Annotated in this window: 14 protein-coding genes; 3 read left to right on the forward strand and 11 right to left on the reverse strand. The window is 54.8% G+C overall.

All coding sequences use genetic code 11. The annotated features are described in order from the left end of the window. Positions 1-5: 5 nt before the first annotated feature. Together D3A97_RS21650 and D3A97_RS21655 are read right to left on the reverse strand one after the other, a co-directional pair. Complete coding sequence (locus tag D3A97_RS21650; RefSeq protein ID WP_157986681.1) at positions 6-719, reverse strand: hypothetical protein; 714 nt, start codon at positions 717-719, stop codon at positions 6-8. A gap of 108 nt (positions 720-827) precedes the next feature. Further along, complete coding sequence (locus D3A97_RS21655) at positions 828-1,931, reverse strand: AI-2E family transporter (RefSeq protein WP_119080625.1); 1,104 nt, start codon at positions 1,929-1,931, stop codon at positions 828-830. 204 nt (positions 1,932-2,135) lie between these two features. Between D3A97_RS21655 and D3A97_RS24930 the strand changes: the two genes are divergently transcribed. Both D3A97_RS24930 and D3A97_RS21660 read left to right on the forward strand, forming a co-directional pair. Beyond that, positions 2,136-2,306 carry a chryseobasin-related MNIO class RiPP peptide gene (locus D3A97_RS24930; RefSeq protein ID WP_157986682.1) on the forward strand — a complete coding sequence of 57 codons (171 nt, stop codon included), beginning with the start codon at positions 2,136-2,138 and terminating at the stop codon, positions 2,304-2,306. A 24-nt stretch (positions 2,307-2,330) separates the two neighbouring features. After that, entirely contained in the window at positions 2,331-3,458 is a 1,128-nt protein-coding gene (locus D3A97_RS21660; RefSeq protein WP_119080626.1) for a multinuclear nonheme iron-dependent oxidase, read from the forward strand. Positions 3,459-3,508: 50 nt separating this feature from the next. On the opposite strand, the gene D3A97_RS21665 is transcribed toward D3A97_RS21660, so the two are convergent. The 6 genes from D3A97_RS21665 to D3A97_RS21690 form a co-directional block, all read right to left on the reverse strand. Then, positions 3,509-5,254 carry a RagB/SusD family nutrient uptake outer membrane protein gene (locus tag D3A97_RS21665; RefSeq protein ID WP_119080627.1) on the reverse strand — a complete coding sequence of 582 codons (1,746 nt, stop codon included), beginning with the start codon at positions 5,252-5,254 and terminating at the stop codon, positions 3,509-3,511. A gap of 9 nt (positions 5,255-5,263) precedes the next feature. Further along, positions 5,264-8,680 carry a TonB-dependent receptor gene (locus D3A97_RS21670; protein ID WP_198674116.1) on the reverse strand — a complete coding sequence of 1,139 codons (3,417 nt, stop codon included), beginning with the start codon at positions 8,678-8,680 and terminating at the stop codon, positions 5,264-5,266. Positions 8,681-8,923: 243 nt separating this feature from the next. After that, positions 8,924-9,976, reverse strand: a complete 1,053-nt coding sequence (locus tag D3A97_RS21675) for a FecR family protein (protein WP_119080629.1) — start codon at positions 9,974-9,976, stop codon at positions 8,924-8,926. Positions 9,977-10,133: 157 nt separating this feature from the next. Continuing rightward, the gene (locus D3A97_RS21680; RefSeq protein WP_119080630.1) at positions 10,134-10,691 is read right to left on the reverse strand and encodes an RNA polymerase sigma-70 factor; all 558 of its coding nucleotides are present in this window, start codon (positions 10,689-10,691) and stop codon (positions 10,134-10,136) included. Positions 10,692-10,702: 11 nt separating this feature from the next. Continuing rightward, on the reverse strand, positions 10,703-11,815 hold the full coding sequence (locus D3A97_RS21685) for a dienelactone hydrolase family protein (RefSeq protein ID WP_119080631.1): 1,113 nt from the start codon (positions 11,813-11,815) through the stop codon (positions 10,703-10,705). Positions 11,816-12,155: 340 nt separating this feature from the next. Continuing rightward, complete coding sequence (locus D3A97_RS21690; protein ID WP_119080632.1) at positions 12,156-13,037, reverse strand: AraC family transcriptional regulator; 882 nt, start codon at positions 13,035-13,037, stop codon at positions 12,156-12,158. 137 nt (positions 13,038-13,174) lie between these two features. On the opposite strand from D3A97_RS21690, the gene D3A97_RS21695 reads away from it, so the two are divergent. Then, positions 13,175-14,245 (forward strand): amidohydrolase family protein, encoded by a 1,071-nt coding sequence (locus D3A97_RS21695; RefSeq protein WP_119080633.1) that lies wholly within the window; start codon positions 13,175-13,177, stop codon positions 14,243-14,245. Positions 14,246-14,290: 45 nt separating this feature from the next. On the opposite strand, the gene D3A97_RS21700 is transcribed toward D3A97_RS21695, so the two are convergent. The 3 genes from D3A97_RS21700 to D3A97_RS21710 all read right to left on the reverse strand — a co-directional run bounded on the left by D3A97_RS21700 (position 14,291) and on the right by D3A97_RS21710 (position 17,025). Continuing rightward, a complete protein-coding gene (locus tag D3A97_RS21700) occupies positions 14,291-15,232 on the reverse strand; it encodes an SMP-30/gluconolactonase/LRE family protein (protein ID WP_119080634.1) in 942 nt (313 codons plus the stop codon). Then, entirely contained in the window at positions 15,229-16,137 is a 909-nt protein-coding gene (locus D3A97_RS21705) for a sugar phosphate isomerase/epimerase family protein (protein WP_232826041.1), read from the reverse strand. Before D3A97_RS21705 ends, D3A97_RS21700 begins: the two co-directional genes overlap by 4 nt. 87 nt (positions 16,138-16,224) lie before the next feature. After that, positions 16,225-17,025 (reverse strand): SDR family NAD(P)-dependent oxidoreductase, encoded by an 801-nt coding sequence (locus D3A97_RS21710; RefSeq protein WP_119080636.1) that lies wholly within the window; start codon positions 17,023-17,025, stop codon positions 16,225-16,227. Between the last annotated feature and the right edge of the window lies 1 nt (position 17,026).

The following is a 17,026-nucleotide window of genomic DNA, read 5'->3' on the forward strand; positions in this document are numbered from 1 at the left end:
CGCTCTTAACCGTACATGGGCCGGAACCGCAGGTAGAAGGTGACCACTACCTTTTGAATATTTTTGTCAGGGTGCAGCGCCTGGTAGATGGCGGTAAGGTCACGTTCCAGCATTACAAAGCGGAAATTGAATGGTGTAACGCGGCATATTTCTTCGTTTCCTTCAAAAGTGAGCGTAAGCGCCAGTTTCCTGTAGGTGTACGTTCCCTCTTTAAAAGAATTGCCGCCATACACTTCCCTGAATTTTTTTTCCGATTCCCTGAATTGGTAGCCCCTGATACTGGTGGCGGACACCTCCAGCAGCTCTTTTTCCAGGGTGGCGGCAAACGCCGCATCTCCAGCTTCCACAATAGCCTTCCCGTAAGTTTCGTCCGGGCCGAGTGCCCTTCCCCAGTCCCCGTCCATCGAGTGGACGTTTGCCTTGATGATGGCGGTATTGCCGGCATTGTCTTTCACGGTGATTTCCGTTTTTTCCGCCAGGTCTGCAGTGAGCAGGAGCTGGTCATTCTCCACCTTTACCTGCACGATCTGCGCGTTGCCGGCCGTGGCGGTGTAAGGCGGGGCAATGCCTTCAATAGTAATGGTACTGTCTTCTCCTGACAGCAGGTTCACTTCTGCGCTGCTGAAGCGGAGCGGTGGTTCGGGCGTTTTGTCTTTTTTGCAGGACAGGCAAATGAGCGCAAACAATGCGATACATGTTAAAGCATGGTGAAATTTCATAAGTAGCAGTTAGGTTAATGTTTCCGTGGAATTAAAAATATAATAATTCCCCGAAGCGCAGAGAACGATCTTGCTTCAACTTGCCTTGTATCCTTTCTGCAGCAATAACTAAGCGTTTGTTGTGCTTGTGGAAGGCCCGGGCGCCATACTCTGTTTTCTATCCAGCCAGGAGTTAAATACGGTATAAAATACGGCCAGTATAATGGCCCCTTTGAACATGCCGGTAAAGCCCCAGGCCACCATTCCGCCTACCACGCCAATGAACAGCACCAGGAAGGGCAGCTTGCCGCCGCTTTTTGCGATCAGGATGGGTTTCAATACAGCGTCTACCACCAGCACCGCCGCGCCGTAAATGCCCAGGAAGATGGCGGTACCCGTATGGCCTTGCGTAGCAGCCCATATTACCAGCGGCGCCCATACTATCAGCGGACCTACCTGTATCAGTACCACAAAGAACACAATGGCCGCCAGCAGCACCTTGAAATGAAGGCCCGCAATAGCAAAGCCTATCCAGGAAATTACCGTGGCAATAAAGGCCGTGCCCATCACCCCTATGGATACGCCCCTGATGGCATGCGCCGTGGCATACATGAGGCTCACCCCGTCTTTTCTTCCCAGCAGATGCCGGAGCGTGGACTGCAACGGTTGCAGTATTTTATCTCCCGTAGCCAGGAATATGGAGGATATGATAACGCCCAGTATCACTTGCAGCGCCGCCCCGATGATACCGGCGCCGCCCGTCAGCAGGTGATGCAGTACCATTTTTATCTGCTGCTCGTAACCAACGATGGTTTCCCGCGGGTTTTCCTGGAGCTGCTGCCAGAAAGCGGTGATGGCATCACCTATGTAGGGCATGCCCGCTATATTGGGCGGCAGATCTGGCAAGCCGTGCTGCTTTACTTCTTCTACCAGGTGCAGCGCGTCTTTTACATGCCTGCCCAGGGCCGCAATGGCATATACAAAAGGTAAGGCCACCACCAGCACCAGTACCATGGAATAAATGACCGCGGCCAGCTTCCGCCGGTTATTCAGGAGGCGCACGAGCCGCTCATAGGGCTGCGCCATGGATACGTAGAAAATAATAGCGAAGGTAAACACTCCAAAAAAGACCTTCATCACGTCATACAGCGCCAACAGCAGGGCCAGCAATAGCAGCAATACAAGGATAGTTTCCAGGATACTGCGTGAAGAGGGGGATTCAGCGTATCGCATATAGTATAGCGTTATTTAACGGGTTATCCGGTTTATGGGTGTATAAATATAACTACAATAACGGAAACCGGCGGCAACTATGGAGGAAGAGGCATACTAAAAAATGATGGCAGTGTAACTTTCCGTGGTTTGCAGCCGTTTAACCATTGAACTGAAGCCATTGCATTGTGAGGAAACAGCATCGTTATTCTTAAAACACGACTTATGAAACTTTCCAAAATCCTGATCGGCGCCATTATGGCCGGTATTGCCGTTCAAACGCTGCCTTCCTGCTCCAAAGACGGAGACCTGACGCCCCAGCAAAAGGAAGCCAAGAAAAAAGAAGAAGAAAAGAAACGCAACATGGAACCCTGTCCGGCCTGTGGAATGGGCTGATGCTGAACGTAAATCATCTCCGCCTTGCCCCGCCTGCTTTCCACCGTAGCCTGTAACCTGGACCCCCATTTGCTGAGAGCCTGCCTCCCGCTCTTTGAATCCGGCGAAGCCGATGCCATCGAGTGGTCTTTCGATGCGCTGTACAGGCTGGATGCGCTGCCGGATTGGTTTCATGGATTGATCAATGCCTTCAGCGAGGGCAACCGCCTGATAGGCCATGGTATTTTCTTTTCGCTGTTTTCCGGAAAATGGCACCCGGAACAGGAAACCTGGCTACGGGAGCTTTCCGCTGTTTGCCGGAAATACCGGTTCGATCACATCACCGAACATTTCGGGTTCATGACGGGGCAGGATTTCCATCATGGTGCGCCGCTCAATATCCCTTACACAGATGCGGCACTGCGTATCGGGCGGGACCGCCTCCTGCGCATCGCGGATGCCTGCGGGCGGCCGGTAGGGATAGAGAACCTTGCGTTTTCATGGTCGGTAGACGAGGTGCGGCAACACGGGGATTTTCTTGACCAGCTGCTGGAGCCCGTCAACGGTTTCATCATTCTCGACCTCCACAACCTGTATTGCCAGGTTGCCAATTTCAACCTGCCCTTCGAAACGCTCGCCGCGCTCTATCCCCTGCATCGCGTCAGGGAAATCCATATTTCAGGCGGCAGCTGGGAACTTTCGGAAGACCAATCCCGGTCCATCCGCCGCGATACCCATGACGATTCCGTTCCGGAAGAAGTATTCCGCTACCTGGAAAACATCATTCCCCGGTGCCCGCACCTGCGCTATCTCGTGATGGAACAACTCGGGTCAGGACTGGAAACAGAAGACAGTAAAAACGCATTTCGTGCCGATTTCCGGCGGATGGCAGCTATAGCCCGGCAATGGAATCTTACAAAAGGAGACGAAATCCTTCATCCTTTCTCTCCGCCCGCCAACCCGCCGCAAGGTGCGCCGCTGGAGGATCTGGCCCTGTACCAGCAGCAAACAGAGCTTTCTTCCATCCTCGAAAATGCCCCGTCATTCGAAGCCGCTACCCGCGCACTGCAGGCATCTTCCCTTGCACAAAGCCATTGGCAGGTGGAACGATGGTCTCCCTTTATGCTGGAAACCGCCATGCACATCGCGCAGAAGTGGATGAAAAAAAATTAAAAAAGCGCCCGCGGAAACCGCGGGCGCTTCGTATATACATCCATGTTAGCCTATTGCACCCAACCCGGGTTCTGCGTCAATGCCGGGTTCAGCGTCAGTTCTGTTTGCGGCAGGGGGCTCAGGTAATCCCTGTTCAGCTGGAAGCCGTAGCCATTGGGCAGCGGTGACTGGTAGGGGTCCATAAAACCGTCCGCATCATCAGGGTACGGGTTTTTGGTGAATTGTTCTCCGTAAAAAATACCCTTGGGGCGTTTGCCGGCAATGTACTCATCCGCGGCGGCCCAGCGGGCAATATCGTCCCAGCGGAAGCCCACCAGGGAAAGCTCTACCCGGCGCTCGCGCCGTACTTCGTTGATGAGGGGAGACAGGCCGGGAAAGTCCCAGTCGGGATCAACCTCAATGGCGGACACGTTCAGGTTGGGCATGCCCACGCGGTCCCGCAGCAGTTTGATAGACCTGTCTACCTCCGCCTGTGTGAGCTGGCCCAGCTCTGCCTTGGCCTCCGCGTAGTTCAGCAATACTTCGCCATAACGGAAAAATATCACCGGCTCGGTGCCGCCGCTGAGGTCGTGGTTCACAAATTCCGCGCTGTAGCCTTTCCTGATCACATAACCGGTAGGCGTGGAATATTCCGAGCTGTTGAACAGTTTAGCGTATACGGCCTGGTTCCAGGTAGTGGTATCTGTTCCCTTTATTTCCCAGGGCATGCCGGGAGAAAAAATGGTTTGGGCATAGCGGGGATCTCGGTCTTTCATTTCAGCGGCAAGGCTGCCATGACCGCCAAACTGCGGACTGGTGGCTATGGGGCGGCCGTCTTTACAAAGGTAGGAATCCGCCAGGCCTTTGGTGATGCCGGTACCATCCGGAAAATCGCTTGACACGCTGCGGTAGTTCACAATACCGAGGCCCTTGTCAAATTTTTTCCAAAGCAGTACTTCGGAGTTGGCCGCGTAATCCGGCAATACAAAAAGGTTGTAATAATCCGCATCCGGCTTGCCGGTGGCATACAACTGGAACCTGCCGGATTCCATAACGGCCCCTGCCGCTTCCGCTGCCTTGGTAAAATATTTGTCCGGGTTGGCGCCGTTTACGCCAAAGGGCGTACCGGCATGATATTTTTCCCAGCTCCCCTCATACAGGGCTATCCTGGACTGCAGCGCAAGCGCCACCCATTTGTTGGGGCGCAGGCCGGCGCTGGTCTTTTCCGCTGTCATATACAGCGCCGCTTTGTCCAGGTCTGCCAATATGCTGTCTGCGATCACGTTGCGGGGCGTTCTGGGATTCATCAGCTCGGGCGAGTTGGTGTCCAGCACCTTGCTGAACCATTGCACGTCCCCGAAAGTGCGCAGCAGCTTGTAGTAGATGAGCGCCCGGAAAAAATAGGCTTCTCCTACATATTGTTTGTAGCTGTCAAAGGGATCTTTACAATGCTCGTAGTTCTCGAAAAAGTAGTTCACCTTGCGCACCAGGCTGTAATCCCACCCGCCGCCTGAGGCAGGCACCACGCGGGTACCGTTGAGCAGCGGGCTAACGGACGCGTTGATGAAATTGTCTGTTGCCAGGTCAAGGGCAAATACCGTTCTGTTGTAGTTCAGGCCACCGCTGCTGCCAAAGTCCAGCAGGCGGTTGCCGGGGTTGTAGAACTGGTTCACGTACAGCATCAGGTCTGATGTAGTACTAAAGAACACATCTTCAGACACCTGGTCCAGCGGGTCTTTCTGCAGAAAGTCGTCTTTACAGGAACCGAAACTTATAATGACCGCAAGAGCGAATATGATATGCTTAATCTGATTCATGGCACTCAATTAAAATGTGATGTTCAATCCAAAAGAGATCACCCTTGACAAGGGGTAGATCTTACCCAGGCCTTCCACAGAGCTGCTGCCCATGGAGGTAAAGGCGGTTTCCGGATCTATCCGTTTGGGCATTTTCTGGAACGTGAGCAGGTTCTCGCCAGACACGTACACTTTCAGCGCGTTGATGGCAACTTTGCTGGTGAGCCATTTGGGCAGCGTATACCCTATCTGCGCATTTTTCAGGCGTACGTACGCGCCATTGAGCAGGTAGCGGGTTTGCGCCTGCAGGTTCTTGTAAGTTTCGTTGTTCTCGTACGGCTTGGGGAAATAGGCGTCTGTATTGGGGCCCAGTATGTTGGTCTCGTTTGCGGGCCGCCAGTAATCTTCATGCCCGTAAAAGAAAGCCTCCCCGTTGTTCACCAGCCCCCAGAACAGGGCGTTGCCATACACGCTGCTCACGTACAGGTCTCTGCGGCCAATGCCCTGCCAGAACATGGAAAAGTCCAGGTTCTTCCAGGAAAGGCCGGCGCTGAGGCCAAAGTTGAACCGGGGCTGGTTGTTGCCGATCACCCGCAGGTCCCCATGGTTCTGCAGCGTACGGTTACCGTCATTGATAATGTCGTTGCCGTCCAGGTCTTTATACTTCATATCCCCGGGGCCCCATTTGTTGAAGAACTTGGACTGGTCAGACATTTTCTCTCCTGCCTGCTGAATAAGGCCGTCTGAGGTATAGCCCCATATTTCGCCATACACTTTGCCTTTGTAGTAGTTATCTAACAGGCCCGCGGCGTTGTTGTATTCCAGTATCACAGAGCGGTAGTCTGCCAGGGTGAAGCGGAGGTTATAAAAGATATCGTTGCTGATACGGTCTTTCCAGGTCAAAGACAGCTCCCAGCCTTTGGTGGAAAGGGAAGCGTTATTTTCCAGCGGTACCGCCGCGCCCAGGGCCGCGGGCAAGGTGATGGACGGGCCGAACATGCGGCTGGTGCGCCGGTCGTACCAGTCAAAAGTGAGGCCCAGCCGGGAGTTCAGGAAAGCCGCATCTACGCCAAAATCAAGCGTGCTGATGCGCTCCCAGGTAATATGGGGGCTTTGGATGGGCGGCATGAGGGCGTAGTTGGGACGGCCGCCGTCCAGTATCCACTCACCGTTGCTTTCCGTATCAAGAATGGACATGTACAGGTAGTTGGGTACGTTCTGGTTGCCCAGTGTACCGTAAGAGCCCCTTATTTTCAGGCTGTTCACCGCTTTTGCCAGTGCGCCCGTCCAGAAGTTTTCCCTTGACACGTTATAGCCGGCGGAGAAAGACGGGAACAGGCCCCAGCGGGAATCTGGCGCAAAACGGGAAGAGCCGCCATAGCGCGCGTTCAGTTCCAGCAGGTATTTCTCTTTGTAGTTATAGTTGAAGCGGCTGAAAAAAGCGCGGGTGCTCCAATGGCTCATGGCATCGTACAATTGCACGGGGCCGGTAGCGGTGGAGATGGAAGGCACCAGTTCTGTGATCAGCGCACGTTTGTTGCCGGAGAGGCTGTTGTATTGTTTATACTCCTGCTCATACCCCACCATCAACCGGAGGAAATGGCCGGAAAGCTGCTTCTGGTAAGCGGAGGTGGCAGACAGGAAGGAATAGTAGTTCTCGTTCCAGTCTTGCGAGAAACCATTTTCAGGAGAACCGATGTTCCAGAGCGTGCCATTGGGCGCTTCCAGCCACACCTGTTTGTCGTGTTTCGTGTATTTGCCGCCGTAGTAGTTGTAGCTGTAGGAAACGGTAGACTTCCAGTCTTTCACCGGCTCCAGGTCTGCGCTGATGGTAGCCCACAGGTCGTTATCCCGCATGCGTTCCAGCCCGGCGTTCATCAATTGCTGCACGTAGGGGTTGTTGATGGTGCCGTTCACATTGTACATGGGCGTGGTGGGATAGAACTTGACCATTTCTGAAATGATCTGTTTCTTTTCCAGGCCGCTGGAGCCAATGGGGTGGTGCTGCATGGAGGTGGCGAACTTGGTGCTCAGGTTCACCGTCATCCATTTGGTGGCCTGGGTGGAAAGGTTAGACACCAGGTTATAACGTTTATAATTTTCGTCTGCCCAGTTGTAGGAACTGCCCTGGCCGAAATACCCGAGGGAAATGTAGTACTGGGATTTATCCGTGCCCCCGCTCAGGCTGATGCCGTGTTTATGGTTGGGCACCACGTCCTTGAAGTACATGTCGAACCACTCGTAGTTGGCGTTCCCGTCGTGGCGGCCGCGCCAGAGGGTGGGCGGCGGGTTGGCCGTATCGTATTCCGGCAGGTAGGTGCCTGCCATATACCGTTCAATACGGTCTATCTGCTCCGCGGGGAACTTGGGCGGCTGCCCGGCGTTGACCAGCGCCTGGTTGCGGGCCGTTACATACTCCAGCGCGTTCCTCCATTTAGGCAGGTTAATGGGCGAGGCAAGGCCCAGGTTATAGTTGTACTGTATCTGCACGCCTTTGGCCGCGGAGCCTTTTTTGGTGGTAATGAGCACTACGCCAAAGGGCGCGCGGGCGCCGTAGATAGCGGATGCGGCCGCGTCTTTCAGCACGGTCACGCTCTCTACAGATTCAGGGTTCAGGTTGTTGATGTTCATTTCCACCCCATCTACCAATATCAGGGGCGCGCTGCTGCCGGCAATAGAGCCCAGGCCGCGGATGTTCCAGGTACGGCCGGCGCCCGGTTCGCCACCGGTGTTGGTAACGCCGATGTTGAGGTTGGGCGAGGCGCCCTGCAACAGCTCACCCATGTTGGCAGAGGGCCTGTTCTCCAGCATTTCGCCCCGCACCACGTCTACCGCGCCGGTGAGGTTGATCTTTTTCTGCTCCCCATACCCTACTACCACCACTTCTTCCAGGGCGGTATTGTCTTCCGCCATGGTGATGTTCATCTGGGCAGATACGGGCAGCTCCTGGGTCACAAAACCGATGTATTTGAATACCAGTATGGCGGAGTCGTTTTTCACCTTGATGGAGAAGGTACCGTCTTCTCCGGTGGTGGTGGCATTGATGGTGCCTTTCTCAATGATGGTAACGCCGGGCAGGGGCTGGTTGTCTTTCATCACCACCTTGCCGCGCACGGTAGTCTGGTATACCTGCGTTTGGGCGGCTACCTGCGTGATCACCACCAGGTTCTCGTCTACCTGCTTGTAGGTAAGGCCGGTATTGCGCAGCAGGTGCACCACGGCTTCCGCCCAGGTCTTATCCGTTACCTGCACGTCTGCCGGGGCTTTATTCTCCAGTATCTCATCATTATACACAAAGTGGATGGACGTTTGACGCTCAATGGCCTTCAGCACCTTTTTCAGGGGCGCCTGCCGGAGGTTGAGAGACACCCTGTCCTGCGAGTAGCCCGTCAGCGCAAAAGCCTGCACCGTGCACACGCACACAATAATGGCTGCCAATTTCATCATGAGTAAAAACTTGACAAGTGGTACAACAGGCCATCCGGGCTGAAAGCCCGGGCCTATTCTCATTTTTTTCATACTTTTGATTATTGGGTGATAATAAATAATGGCTTCTTTCCCCTTAGAACCCGGAAAAAGCCGTTACATGAAACATTACCTTGAGGAACGGAGAATGTTAGCGCATTCTCCTTCCTTTTTTACAGTGATTTCAGTTGACCATTGTTCGTTAAAATTGTTTTTCGTTTTTCTTTAGCGGACGTACACAGTATCGTTTTCCAGCCGGTATGCCAGTTTACCCGTCTCCTGCAGGGTATTCAGCACCGTGGTAAGCGATTTGTTATCAAATACGCCGGTAAAGCTGGTGGTATACAAGTTTTTATTTTCCAGCACTACCGTTACGTTGTACCATTTTTCGATTTTGGACACCACCCGCTGAAAGTCATCCCCGTCAAACACCAGTTTCCCTTCTTTCCAGGCCGCGTCTACCGTGGAGTTGCCGGCGGTGTCTACCCGCATTTTGCTCAGCAGCAGCATGGGCGCCTCCAGGCTGTCTGCCGGTATGCCGGGCGCCGCCATTTTACTGGTGGTATTGTCTACACTGAGCTTCTGGCCGGGTTTGAGCTGTATCTTGTTACCCGGCTGATCGTCCAGCGTAATTTCTACGGAGCCGGTTTCCAGCGTGGTCTCAATATTCGGTTCATCTGGATAGGAACGGATGTTGAAGGTGGTGCCCAGCACTTTTACCTTCAACCCTCCCGCCTGTATGATGAAAGGCCTGTCCGCATCCGGCGCCACTTTGAAATAGGCTTCCCCGGTGAGGGTCAGCTCCCGGTTGGTGCGGTTGAACCCCGGGCTGTGGGTGATGGAGCTGTTGGCGTTGAGCCATACCGCTGTACCATCTGCCAGCACCAGGTGGGTACGTGCGCCTTTTTGTGTTTTGACCTCGCGGCCGGCCGGCGTTTTTTCCCGCAGGCCGAACCACCAGCCCCCTGCCAGCAGCAGCACCAGTACGCAGGCGGCGGCTGGCAACAGGTACATCCTTCTTTGCCGCCCGCGGGCAGGCTCCGGCGCAGCATCAAACAGCCCGGCAATCTGCATGCGGGCGTAATGAGCGGAATAGGCCAGCAGGGCCTCGGAATCATCATCGTGCTCCGCCGCTTCACCACCGGGAAAAAACTCCCGGTACAGTAAGGCCAGTTGCTCATCTTCCTGTACAAGTTGCTGCAGTTCGGCTTGCTCTTTTTCACTGGCTTTGCCGGCCGTTAGCCGCTTCATCAGGGTATAAAAACGTTCTTCCTTCATAAAAAATACAAGGGGCGGTTACAGGTAAGACAAGATGGGGCGGTAAAGTCCCCAATTGTTTTAAAAAAAAAATTCAAGGGAGATCAGGGGAACGGATGCTTCTACTGTGTGCAATGGATCTTTAGCCGCTCCGCCGGGTTGTTCTTGCCTTCTTACGTTAGTGGCCGCTGCGCTGCCGGTAGGTTTGCAGCACGTCTGCCAGCCGGTGCATGGCAATGTTCAGGTGCCTGTCTACTGTGTTTTCAGAAATATCCAGTATGGCGGCCACCTCCCGGTAGGTGAAGCTGTCTTCCCGCACCAGTTTGAACACCATGCGGCATTTGGGCGGCAGCTGGCTCACGGCTTCGGCAAAGTTGCGCTTCAGCTCCCGGTGAATGGTCTCTTCTTCAGGCGTATGGGGGGAACCAAAAGTATCCGGGGCTACCTGGTCAATGTCCCAGGTGGTGTAGTTGCGGCTTTTAAGAAGGTAGTTGATGGCGCCGTTCCGCACCGCCCTGAAAAGGTACACGCGGAGGTTGCGAACGCCCAGCAGGGACTCCTGCATGGTCCATATTTTCAGCATTACGTCAGACACTATTTCTTCCGCTACCTCGTGCTGCCGCACGTAGGTATCCGCAAAGCGCGTCAAACCTTTATAGAAATGGAGGAACAGGCGCTTGTAGGCGTTCTCGTCCCTGCCGAGGGCAACCTGTTCCTGTAATAATGTGATATCCATTCCTGCTGTTATTATTTTCCTTTCAGCCACTTGTCCAGGAAGCGAATACCCGGTCCCACAACGGCTTCATGCCCGCCTTCATGCATGGTCAGTTCCATACGGTCTGCCATGTTCAGGCGTTCGTAGTGAGTACGGGCTTTTTTGAAATCATCCGCTACCTGCGGCCAGTAAGCGATGCCGTCTTTTTTGCCATGCTGCACCATTACCGGGCGCGGGCAGATCAGCGATATCAGGTCGTGGTCGGCAAACTGTTGCAGCCATCCTCTCACGAACACATAATTTTCGTTGCCCTTTTGAAAGCTGCTGTAGCGTTTGTCTTTCACCACCATTTTATTGATCCGGTCATTATACCAGCCAGAAATGATCCCGGTTTTGATACGCGGTTCCAGCGGCATCCAGAACATGGTGGCCATACCGCCGAGAGAAACGCCCCACATGCCTACTTTGCCGGCATCTATGCGCGGGTCTGCCAAAACCACGTCCAGCAGGTGCTGCACCCTTACCAGCTCAATACCGGGCAGGCTGGTGCCGGCCAGGCGGCACAGGTGCTCAATGTTGTTCCTCCGCTCTATGGTGCGCATGTTGAGCGGGCACAGCACGGCATAACCTGCTTTCAGCAACGCTTTGGCGTATGAGTTGTAGTTCCCCCCGCGGAACGGTGTTTCCGGCGAGCTGCCGATGCCATGCTGCACTATAACGAGCGGCACCGGTTTTTTGGCGCTGGCCGATGCGGGAATGGCCAGTACGGCCTCCGCGGTCACAATGCCCAGCGGCAGGCTCAGCCACTCGGCGTTGACATCATCTATCTGGTGGGGGCGTTTTTGCAACGGGCCGGTTTTACGAAGTTCGGGCGGGCTGATCACTACTTCCCAGGCCCGCCGGTTGGGCGCTACGCTGCGCTCCAGTGCGTCCGCACTGCTGTAGTCCCGATGCCAGAGTGTTTGCGCCCTGCTGTCATATTCATCTACCAGGTAATGAGAAAGGTATTTTTCCAATTGGGCCTCATAGGCATCCAACCGCGCTATTTCTTCGGGCGTGTTAATAGACGCCTTCTCCTGCGCCAATGCAGGCAACTGGAACAGGCACGCCGGCAGCAACGCCAGAGCAGCTATCAATTTTTTCATATGTTCTTAATTACTTGCCTACCTTCAGCGCTGTGCAGGAGAATGGCTGACCTGGTTGACCGAAAAACGTGGTAAAAATGTGTACGTACCCGTACACAAGTATAAAAAACATTCTTTCAACATCCAAATAAAACCATGCGCGGGGCGAAAAATTCCGGGCGCGCAATTGGCCGGGAAAAACGTTATGCCTGGTACAACGGGGACGGGCAATCATACGGCAAGGGGCCCGGCCGGTAAAAGCACACAGCGAAACAACCCCGCAGCGCGGTCGTTAACGGCATACGGCAAAACAGCCCTGCAGGGCACCGGCCGGTAAAAGCCGCCATCCTGCGCCCCCCGGTCAGGCTACCGTTTTCACCTGCAGGTAATTTCGCTTGTAGGTAACCGGCGTAAAGCCCGTCACCTTCTTGAACTGCCGGTAAAAGTTGGAGATGTTGAGAAAGCCGCATTCGTTGGAGATGTGGGGAATAGACAGCTTGTCTTCTATCAGCAACCGGCATACATGGCCTACCCTCACTTCGGTCAGGAAATCGTAGTACGTTTTGCGCGTCATCAGTTTAAAATAGCGGCAAAAGGACGTAACGGTGAGGTTGCTGATAGCAGCTATTTCTTCCAGGGTGATCACCTTCCTGAAGTTGGACAGGGTATAATTATATACCGCGCTCAGGCGTTCTGTTTCCTGCCGGCCGGGCGGCTGAAAGGTATAGGTATTGCTGATGAAGGAATATTCTTCCGTTTCGGACAGCAGGCGCAATACAGACAGGAGCGTGACCATCTTTTCCAGCCCGTCCGTATGCAGCAGGCGGAACAGCAGGGGTACCAGCTGCTGCTTGGTATTGCCATAGATCACCATGCCCCTTTTGGCCTTTTCGTACAGCTTGAGCAGCAGGCGGGCCTCCGGCAGGGTCAGGAAATCATCTCCCATGCAATTGGGCAAAAATTGCAGCACCAGGGCCTCAATGTCTTTATGGGTGCCCTTGGCGGTATTGTCTTCTTTACTATACCAGGTATGGGGCATGTTCTCTCCCAGCAGTATCATTTCACCCGCCGAAAAGTTGCTGATCTTATCTCCTATAAAACGGATCCCCTCCCCTTTGAGCACACAATGCAGCTCCAGCTCCGGGTGGTAATGCCAGGTGGTGTCAAAGCTCGGCTCAACGTCGTGGCGTATGCTGAACGAGGTCTGTAGCGGACGTGGAACTTTATGGAAATGCGGTTTCATGGCCGGTGAAAAAGTGTTTTTCTAAATATAGGGCAAAAAAGCATGACTTGCAAATAACACCGGCATGCTAATATAGTATAGCAGCCGGGCAATAAACGGCATTAACCGCCTTCATATAAATCATACATTCAGGGCGTATGCAGAAAGGACTTTACCATATATGCCTCCTGGGGTGGCTGCTTTGCAGCTGCGGCGGCAACGGCGCGTACTACACCACGGAAGACTTTGCCCGCGTTCCCAAAACAGATGCGCATGTGCATATGTATACCGCAGACACCACTTTTGTTCACCAGGCGCGGCAAGACAATTTCCGCCTGCTGACCATTGCGGTGGAAGAGCCTCCCGGCATGGCGCTGCAGGAGCAACTGGGCATTGCCCATCACCAGCATTACCCGGAGCGGGTAGCTTTTGCCGGCACGCTTTCCATTGCCAACTGGAATAACCCGCACTGGCCGGAGGCCACCATTTCCCACCTGGATACGATGATCCGCGCCGGGGCCATTGCCATCAAATTCTATAAGACCATCGGTATGGAACTGAAAGACGAAGCAGGGAATTTTGTGATGATAGACCATCCGCGGTTTGATACAGTACTCCGCTTCCTCACCGGTAAAGGCATTCCCGTTATCGGTCACTTTGGCGAGCCGAAAGACTGCTGGCTGCCGCTGGAGCAAATGCAGATGAACAGCAACCGGAAATATTACAGCCGCCACCCGGAGTTCCATATGTACGCCCACCCCTCTTACCCCTCCTACCATGAGCAGATAGCCGCGCGTGACCGCATGTTGCAAAAGCACCCGCAACTGCGCTTCATAGGCGCCCACCTGGGCAGCCTTGAGTGGGATACGGATACACTGGCCGCCTGCCTTGACAAATTTCCCAATATGGCGGTAGACATGGCCGCCAGGATCAGCGACCTGCAATTCCAGGCTATGAAGGACCGGCAAAAGGTGTACGGTTTTTTTATCCGTTACCAGGACAGGCTGCTATACGGAACAGACCGCACCGCGGAAGACGATGGCCCCACGCCGCAGTTCATTCACGAGGCCTGGATGCGTGACTGGGCTTTCTTCACCAGTAAAGACACGCTGCGCTCCCCTTCTTTCGAAGGCGTATTTACCGGGCTGCAACTGCCCAAAACGGTAGTAGACAAAATATACCGGTATAACGCGGAACGCTGGTTTAAAGGGCGGCCGCAAGAACAATAACGCTACATACACGGGGCCGCAACTGCCCAAAGTAGCGATGTTGCTTCAGGTAATGGCCCCATTCCGCACAGCCTGTTTCTCTACATACGCCGGCTCGCCCGCCGCAGCGGCCTGCAAGTGGAAAGCCGCCGTTGGCAAACCTTTCACGCCCGTACGCACCTGGAACAGGCTGCCGCTAAGCGGGTAAAGGCGCAGCGCCTCTTCGGTCATCTCCTGCCGCGCGGTGGTAATAAAAAGCGTATCCATGTTCTCCCCGCCGAATACGCAGGAGGTAACGTTGGGCGCCGGCAGGCCGATCTTTTCCAGCAGGGCGCCGGTAAGCGGGTTCCAGCGGCAAACGCCGAAACCGCCATAATGCGCCACCCACAACATGCCTTCCCCGTCTATCGTCATCCCGTCAGGACTGCCCATCACCGATGGTATCTTAAACGCTATTTTCTCAAAGGTGATGCCGCCGCTTTCCACATCAAAAAGAAAAGACCGCACACAACGTTTAGTGGAATCTATAAAATACATCCTGCTATTATCCAATGACCATACCAGGCCGTTGGGAATGGTTTGTTCCGGGAGCTGGCGGCGGAGTTGCAGATGACCGTCCAGCATATACAGGGAACCGGCGCCTTCCTTGAACTGCATGTGCAGCGTGCCTACCCAGAGGCGGCCTTGCGCATCGGCGGCGCCATCGTTACAACGGTGCAGCGCCTGTTCTTTTTCCAGGTCTGTGAGCCATTGCAGGCAGCCGCTGACCGGGTTGAACGTAGCCAGGCCGCCCTGCATGCCCAGTAGCAGGCTGTTGCTTTGATGAAGCGGTACAATGAGCGTTACGCGGTTGTTCATCTGCCAGCAGGCGGTGGTGCGGCTGTGCCAGTCATATTCATACAGGGTTTTGCCTTCAATATCTACCCACATCAGCTTGCCGGTGGCGGGCAGCCATATGGGGCCTTCTCCCAAAATACATTCCGTGTTACATAGTACAGATGCCGTCATGGTTGTGGTGTTGCAGCGGGCCAGTACTGGGCCAGTTTACGGCGGAGGAACGCTACGCTGCGCTCCAGCTGCGCCATACCGTCTACCCCGTCTTCAATACTGATCCAGCCGTTGAAGCCTGCGTTTTTCAATTGGGTGAAAATAGCGTCGTAGTCATTGAGCCCCTTTCCTATCTCACCATGGCTGAGGCGTTTGGCATACCCCGCGGCCCCGCCTTCTTCCCGGCGGAGATCTTCGAGCGTGCCTTCTTTCAGGTAACGGTCACTGGCATGCATGGTCACCACGCGGTGGGCCACGCGCCTCAACAGTTCCAGCGGGTCTTCTCCCGCCAGGTAGGTATTGCTGGGGTCATAGTTCACGCCAAAGTTGGGATGATGCACCCTATCCACCAGCTGGCAAAACACGTCCATCTGCTGCGCAAACTCGGGGTATTCCCAGAAATCATCTTTGTAGTGATTTTCAATAATAAGGGTGATGCCCCGCTCCGCGGCGTAGGGAATGCAGGCCTCTATACAATCTGCCGCCAGCTTCAGCCCTTCTTCTATTGTCAGCTCCGGGCGGCGCTGGCCGGACAGCACGCGGCAATAGGCACCGCCAAGCGCATAGGTCATGTCTATCCAGCGTTTTTGTTTGCTGATCTCCCGCTCGCGGAAATGACGGTCAGGGTGCGTAAAATCCGGCGAGCAGCACATCATGGGTATCACCTTTCCCTTGTCTTCCACCTGCTTGCGGAAGCCGGGCCAGTTGGCGGCATGCTCCATTTCAAGGAAGCCGGCGTACCATTCCAGCCCGTCTACCTGCAACGCGGTGGCCAGCGTTATCCATTCGGAGAGGCGCATGCTGCCGTCTTTGCAGAGCGCCTGCATAAAGGCTTTAGGGAATACGGCCAGTTGCGGCATAAGCATTAGTTTGTCTTTTTTAAATGAATTGATCAGGCAGAACGCTGAAGGGCTTCCTGATGTGGTGAGCGGCCGTTATCAGGCGGGCCACCGTCACTTCCGGGCGGGCAGCACCGTATCGTCTTTTGGCGGGTTGCGCCCAATAAAAGGATGCTGTTCCAGGTCTACCACCTGGCCGCTGATGGGGCCGCTTTCATCCGCCAGCCAGTAAACGGCGGCGGCCGCTATTTCTTCCGGCTTCAGCAGGCGGCCCGCGGGGGCATATACGGCGGGCACCTGCCGGTGCCAGTCATCCGCCAGCCCCTGCGAGCGTTTGATGTCTACTTCTTTGTCCGTGAGCACCCAGCCCGGGTTGATCTGGTTCACCCGTACACCCTGCTCGCGGTGCAGCGTATCTCCCAGGTTGCGGCTGAGGGTCATGAGCGCGCCTTTGGACACGCTATAGGCCAACAGGTTGGGCTCACCGCTCCAGGCGTTCACAGAACCGATGTTGAGCACGCAGCCGCGCGTGGCGGCAAGATGCGGCAGGGCGGCCTGTATGAGCGCAAAGGGGGCCAGCATGTTCACTTCCAGTATATCCCGGAAAAAAGGCAGCGTGGTAGACGCAAGGTTGGAAGACGCTATCATGGCCGCATTGTTCACCACGCCATGCAATGCGCCAAAACGTTCAATGGCGGTGTTGACCAGGCGCTGCGGAGCACCGGCGGCGGTAATGTCTTCAATATGCAGTACGGCCTTATCCGCTCCCAGCATCTTTACAATATCCGCTCCCTTGTCTGCATCCAGCCCATGCACCACCACCCTTGCCCCTTCCGCGGCGCAGCGGATGGCAATGGCCTTTCCAATGCCGGTGCAACTGCCGGTGATGATGATCACTTTATCTTTCAGGCGCATA

The sequence above is a fragment of the Chitinophaga alhagiae genome, from assembly GCF_003568665.1.
Lineage (GTDB): Bacteria > Bacteroidota > Bacteroidia > Chitinophagales > Chitinophagaceae > Chitinophaga > Chitinophaga alhagiae.

Coding starts and splice junctions, on each gene's coding strand:
- D3A97_RS21670 (WP_198674116.1), bottom strand. CDS start 8,680: ATGATGAAATTGGCAGCCATTATTGTGTGCGTGTGCACGGTGCAGGCT.
- D3A97_RS21665 (WP_119080627.1), bottom strand. CDS start 5,254: ATGAATCAGATTAAGCATATCATATTCGCTCTTGCGGTCATTATAAGT.
- D3A97_RS24930 (WP_157986682.1), top strand. CDS start 2,136: ATGAAACTTTCCAAAATCCTGATCGGCGCCATTATGGCCGGTATTGCC.
- D3A97_RS21655 (WP_119080625.1), bottom strand. CDS start 1,931: ATGCGATACGCTGAATCCCCCTCTTCACGCAGTATCCTGGAAACTATC.
- D3A97_RS21690 (WP_119080632.1), bottom strand. CDS start 13,037: ATGAAACCGCATTTCCATAAAGTTCCACGTCCGCTACAGACCTCGTTC.
- D3A97_RS21680 (WP_119080630.1), bottom strand. CDS start 10,691: ATGGATATCACATTATTACAGGAACAGGTTGCCCTCGGCAGGGACGAG.
- D3A97_RS21685 (WP_119080631.1), bottom strand. CDS start 11,815: ATGAAAAAATTGATAGCTGCTCTGGCGTTGCTGCCGGCGTGCCTGTTC.
- D3A97_RS21650 (WP_157986681.1), bottom strand. CDS start 719: ATGAAATTTCACCATGCTTTAACATGTATCGCATTGTTTGCGCTCATT.
- D3A97_RS21675 (WP_119080629.1), bottom strand. CDS start 9,976: ATGAAGGAAGAACGTTTTTATACCCTGATGAAGCGGCTAACGGCCGGC.
- D3A97_RS21705 (WP_232826041.1), bottom strand. CDS start 16,137: ATGCTTATGCCGCAACTGGCCGTATTCCCTAAAGCCTTTATGCAGGCG.
- D3A97_RS21710 (WP_119080636.1), bottom strand. CDS start 17,025: ATGCGCCTGAAAGATAAAGTGATCATCATCACCGGCAGTTGCACCGGC.
- D3A97_RS21700 (WP_119080634.1), bottom strand. CDS start 15,232: ATGACGGCATCTGTACTATGTAACACGGAATGTATTTTGGGAGAAGGC.
- D3A97_RS21695 (WP_119080633.1), top strand. CDS start 13,175: ATGCAGAAAGGACTTTACCATATATGCCTCCTGGGGTGGCTGCTTTGC.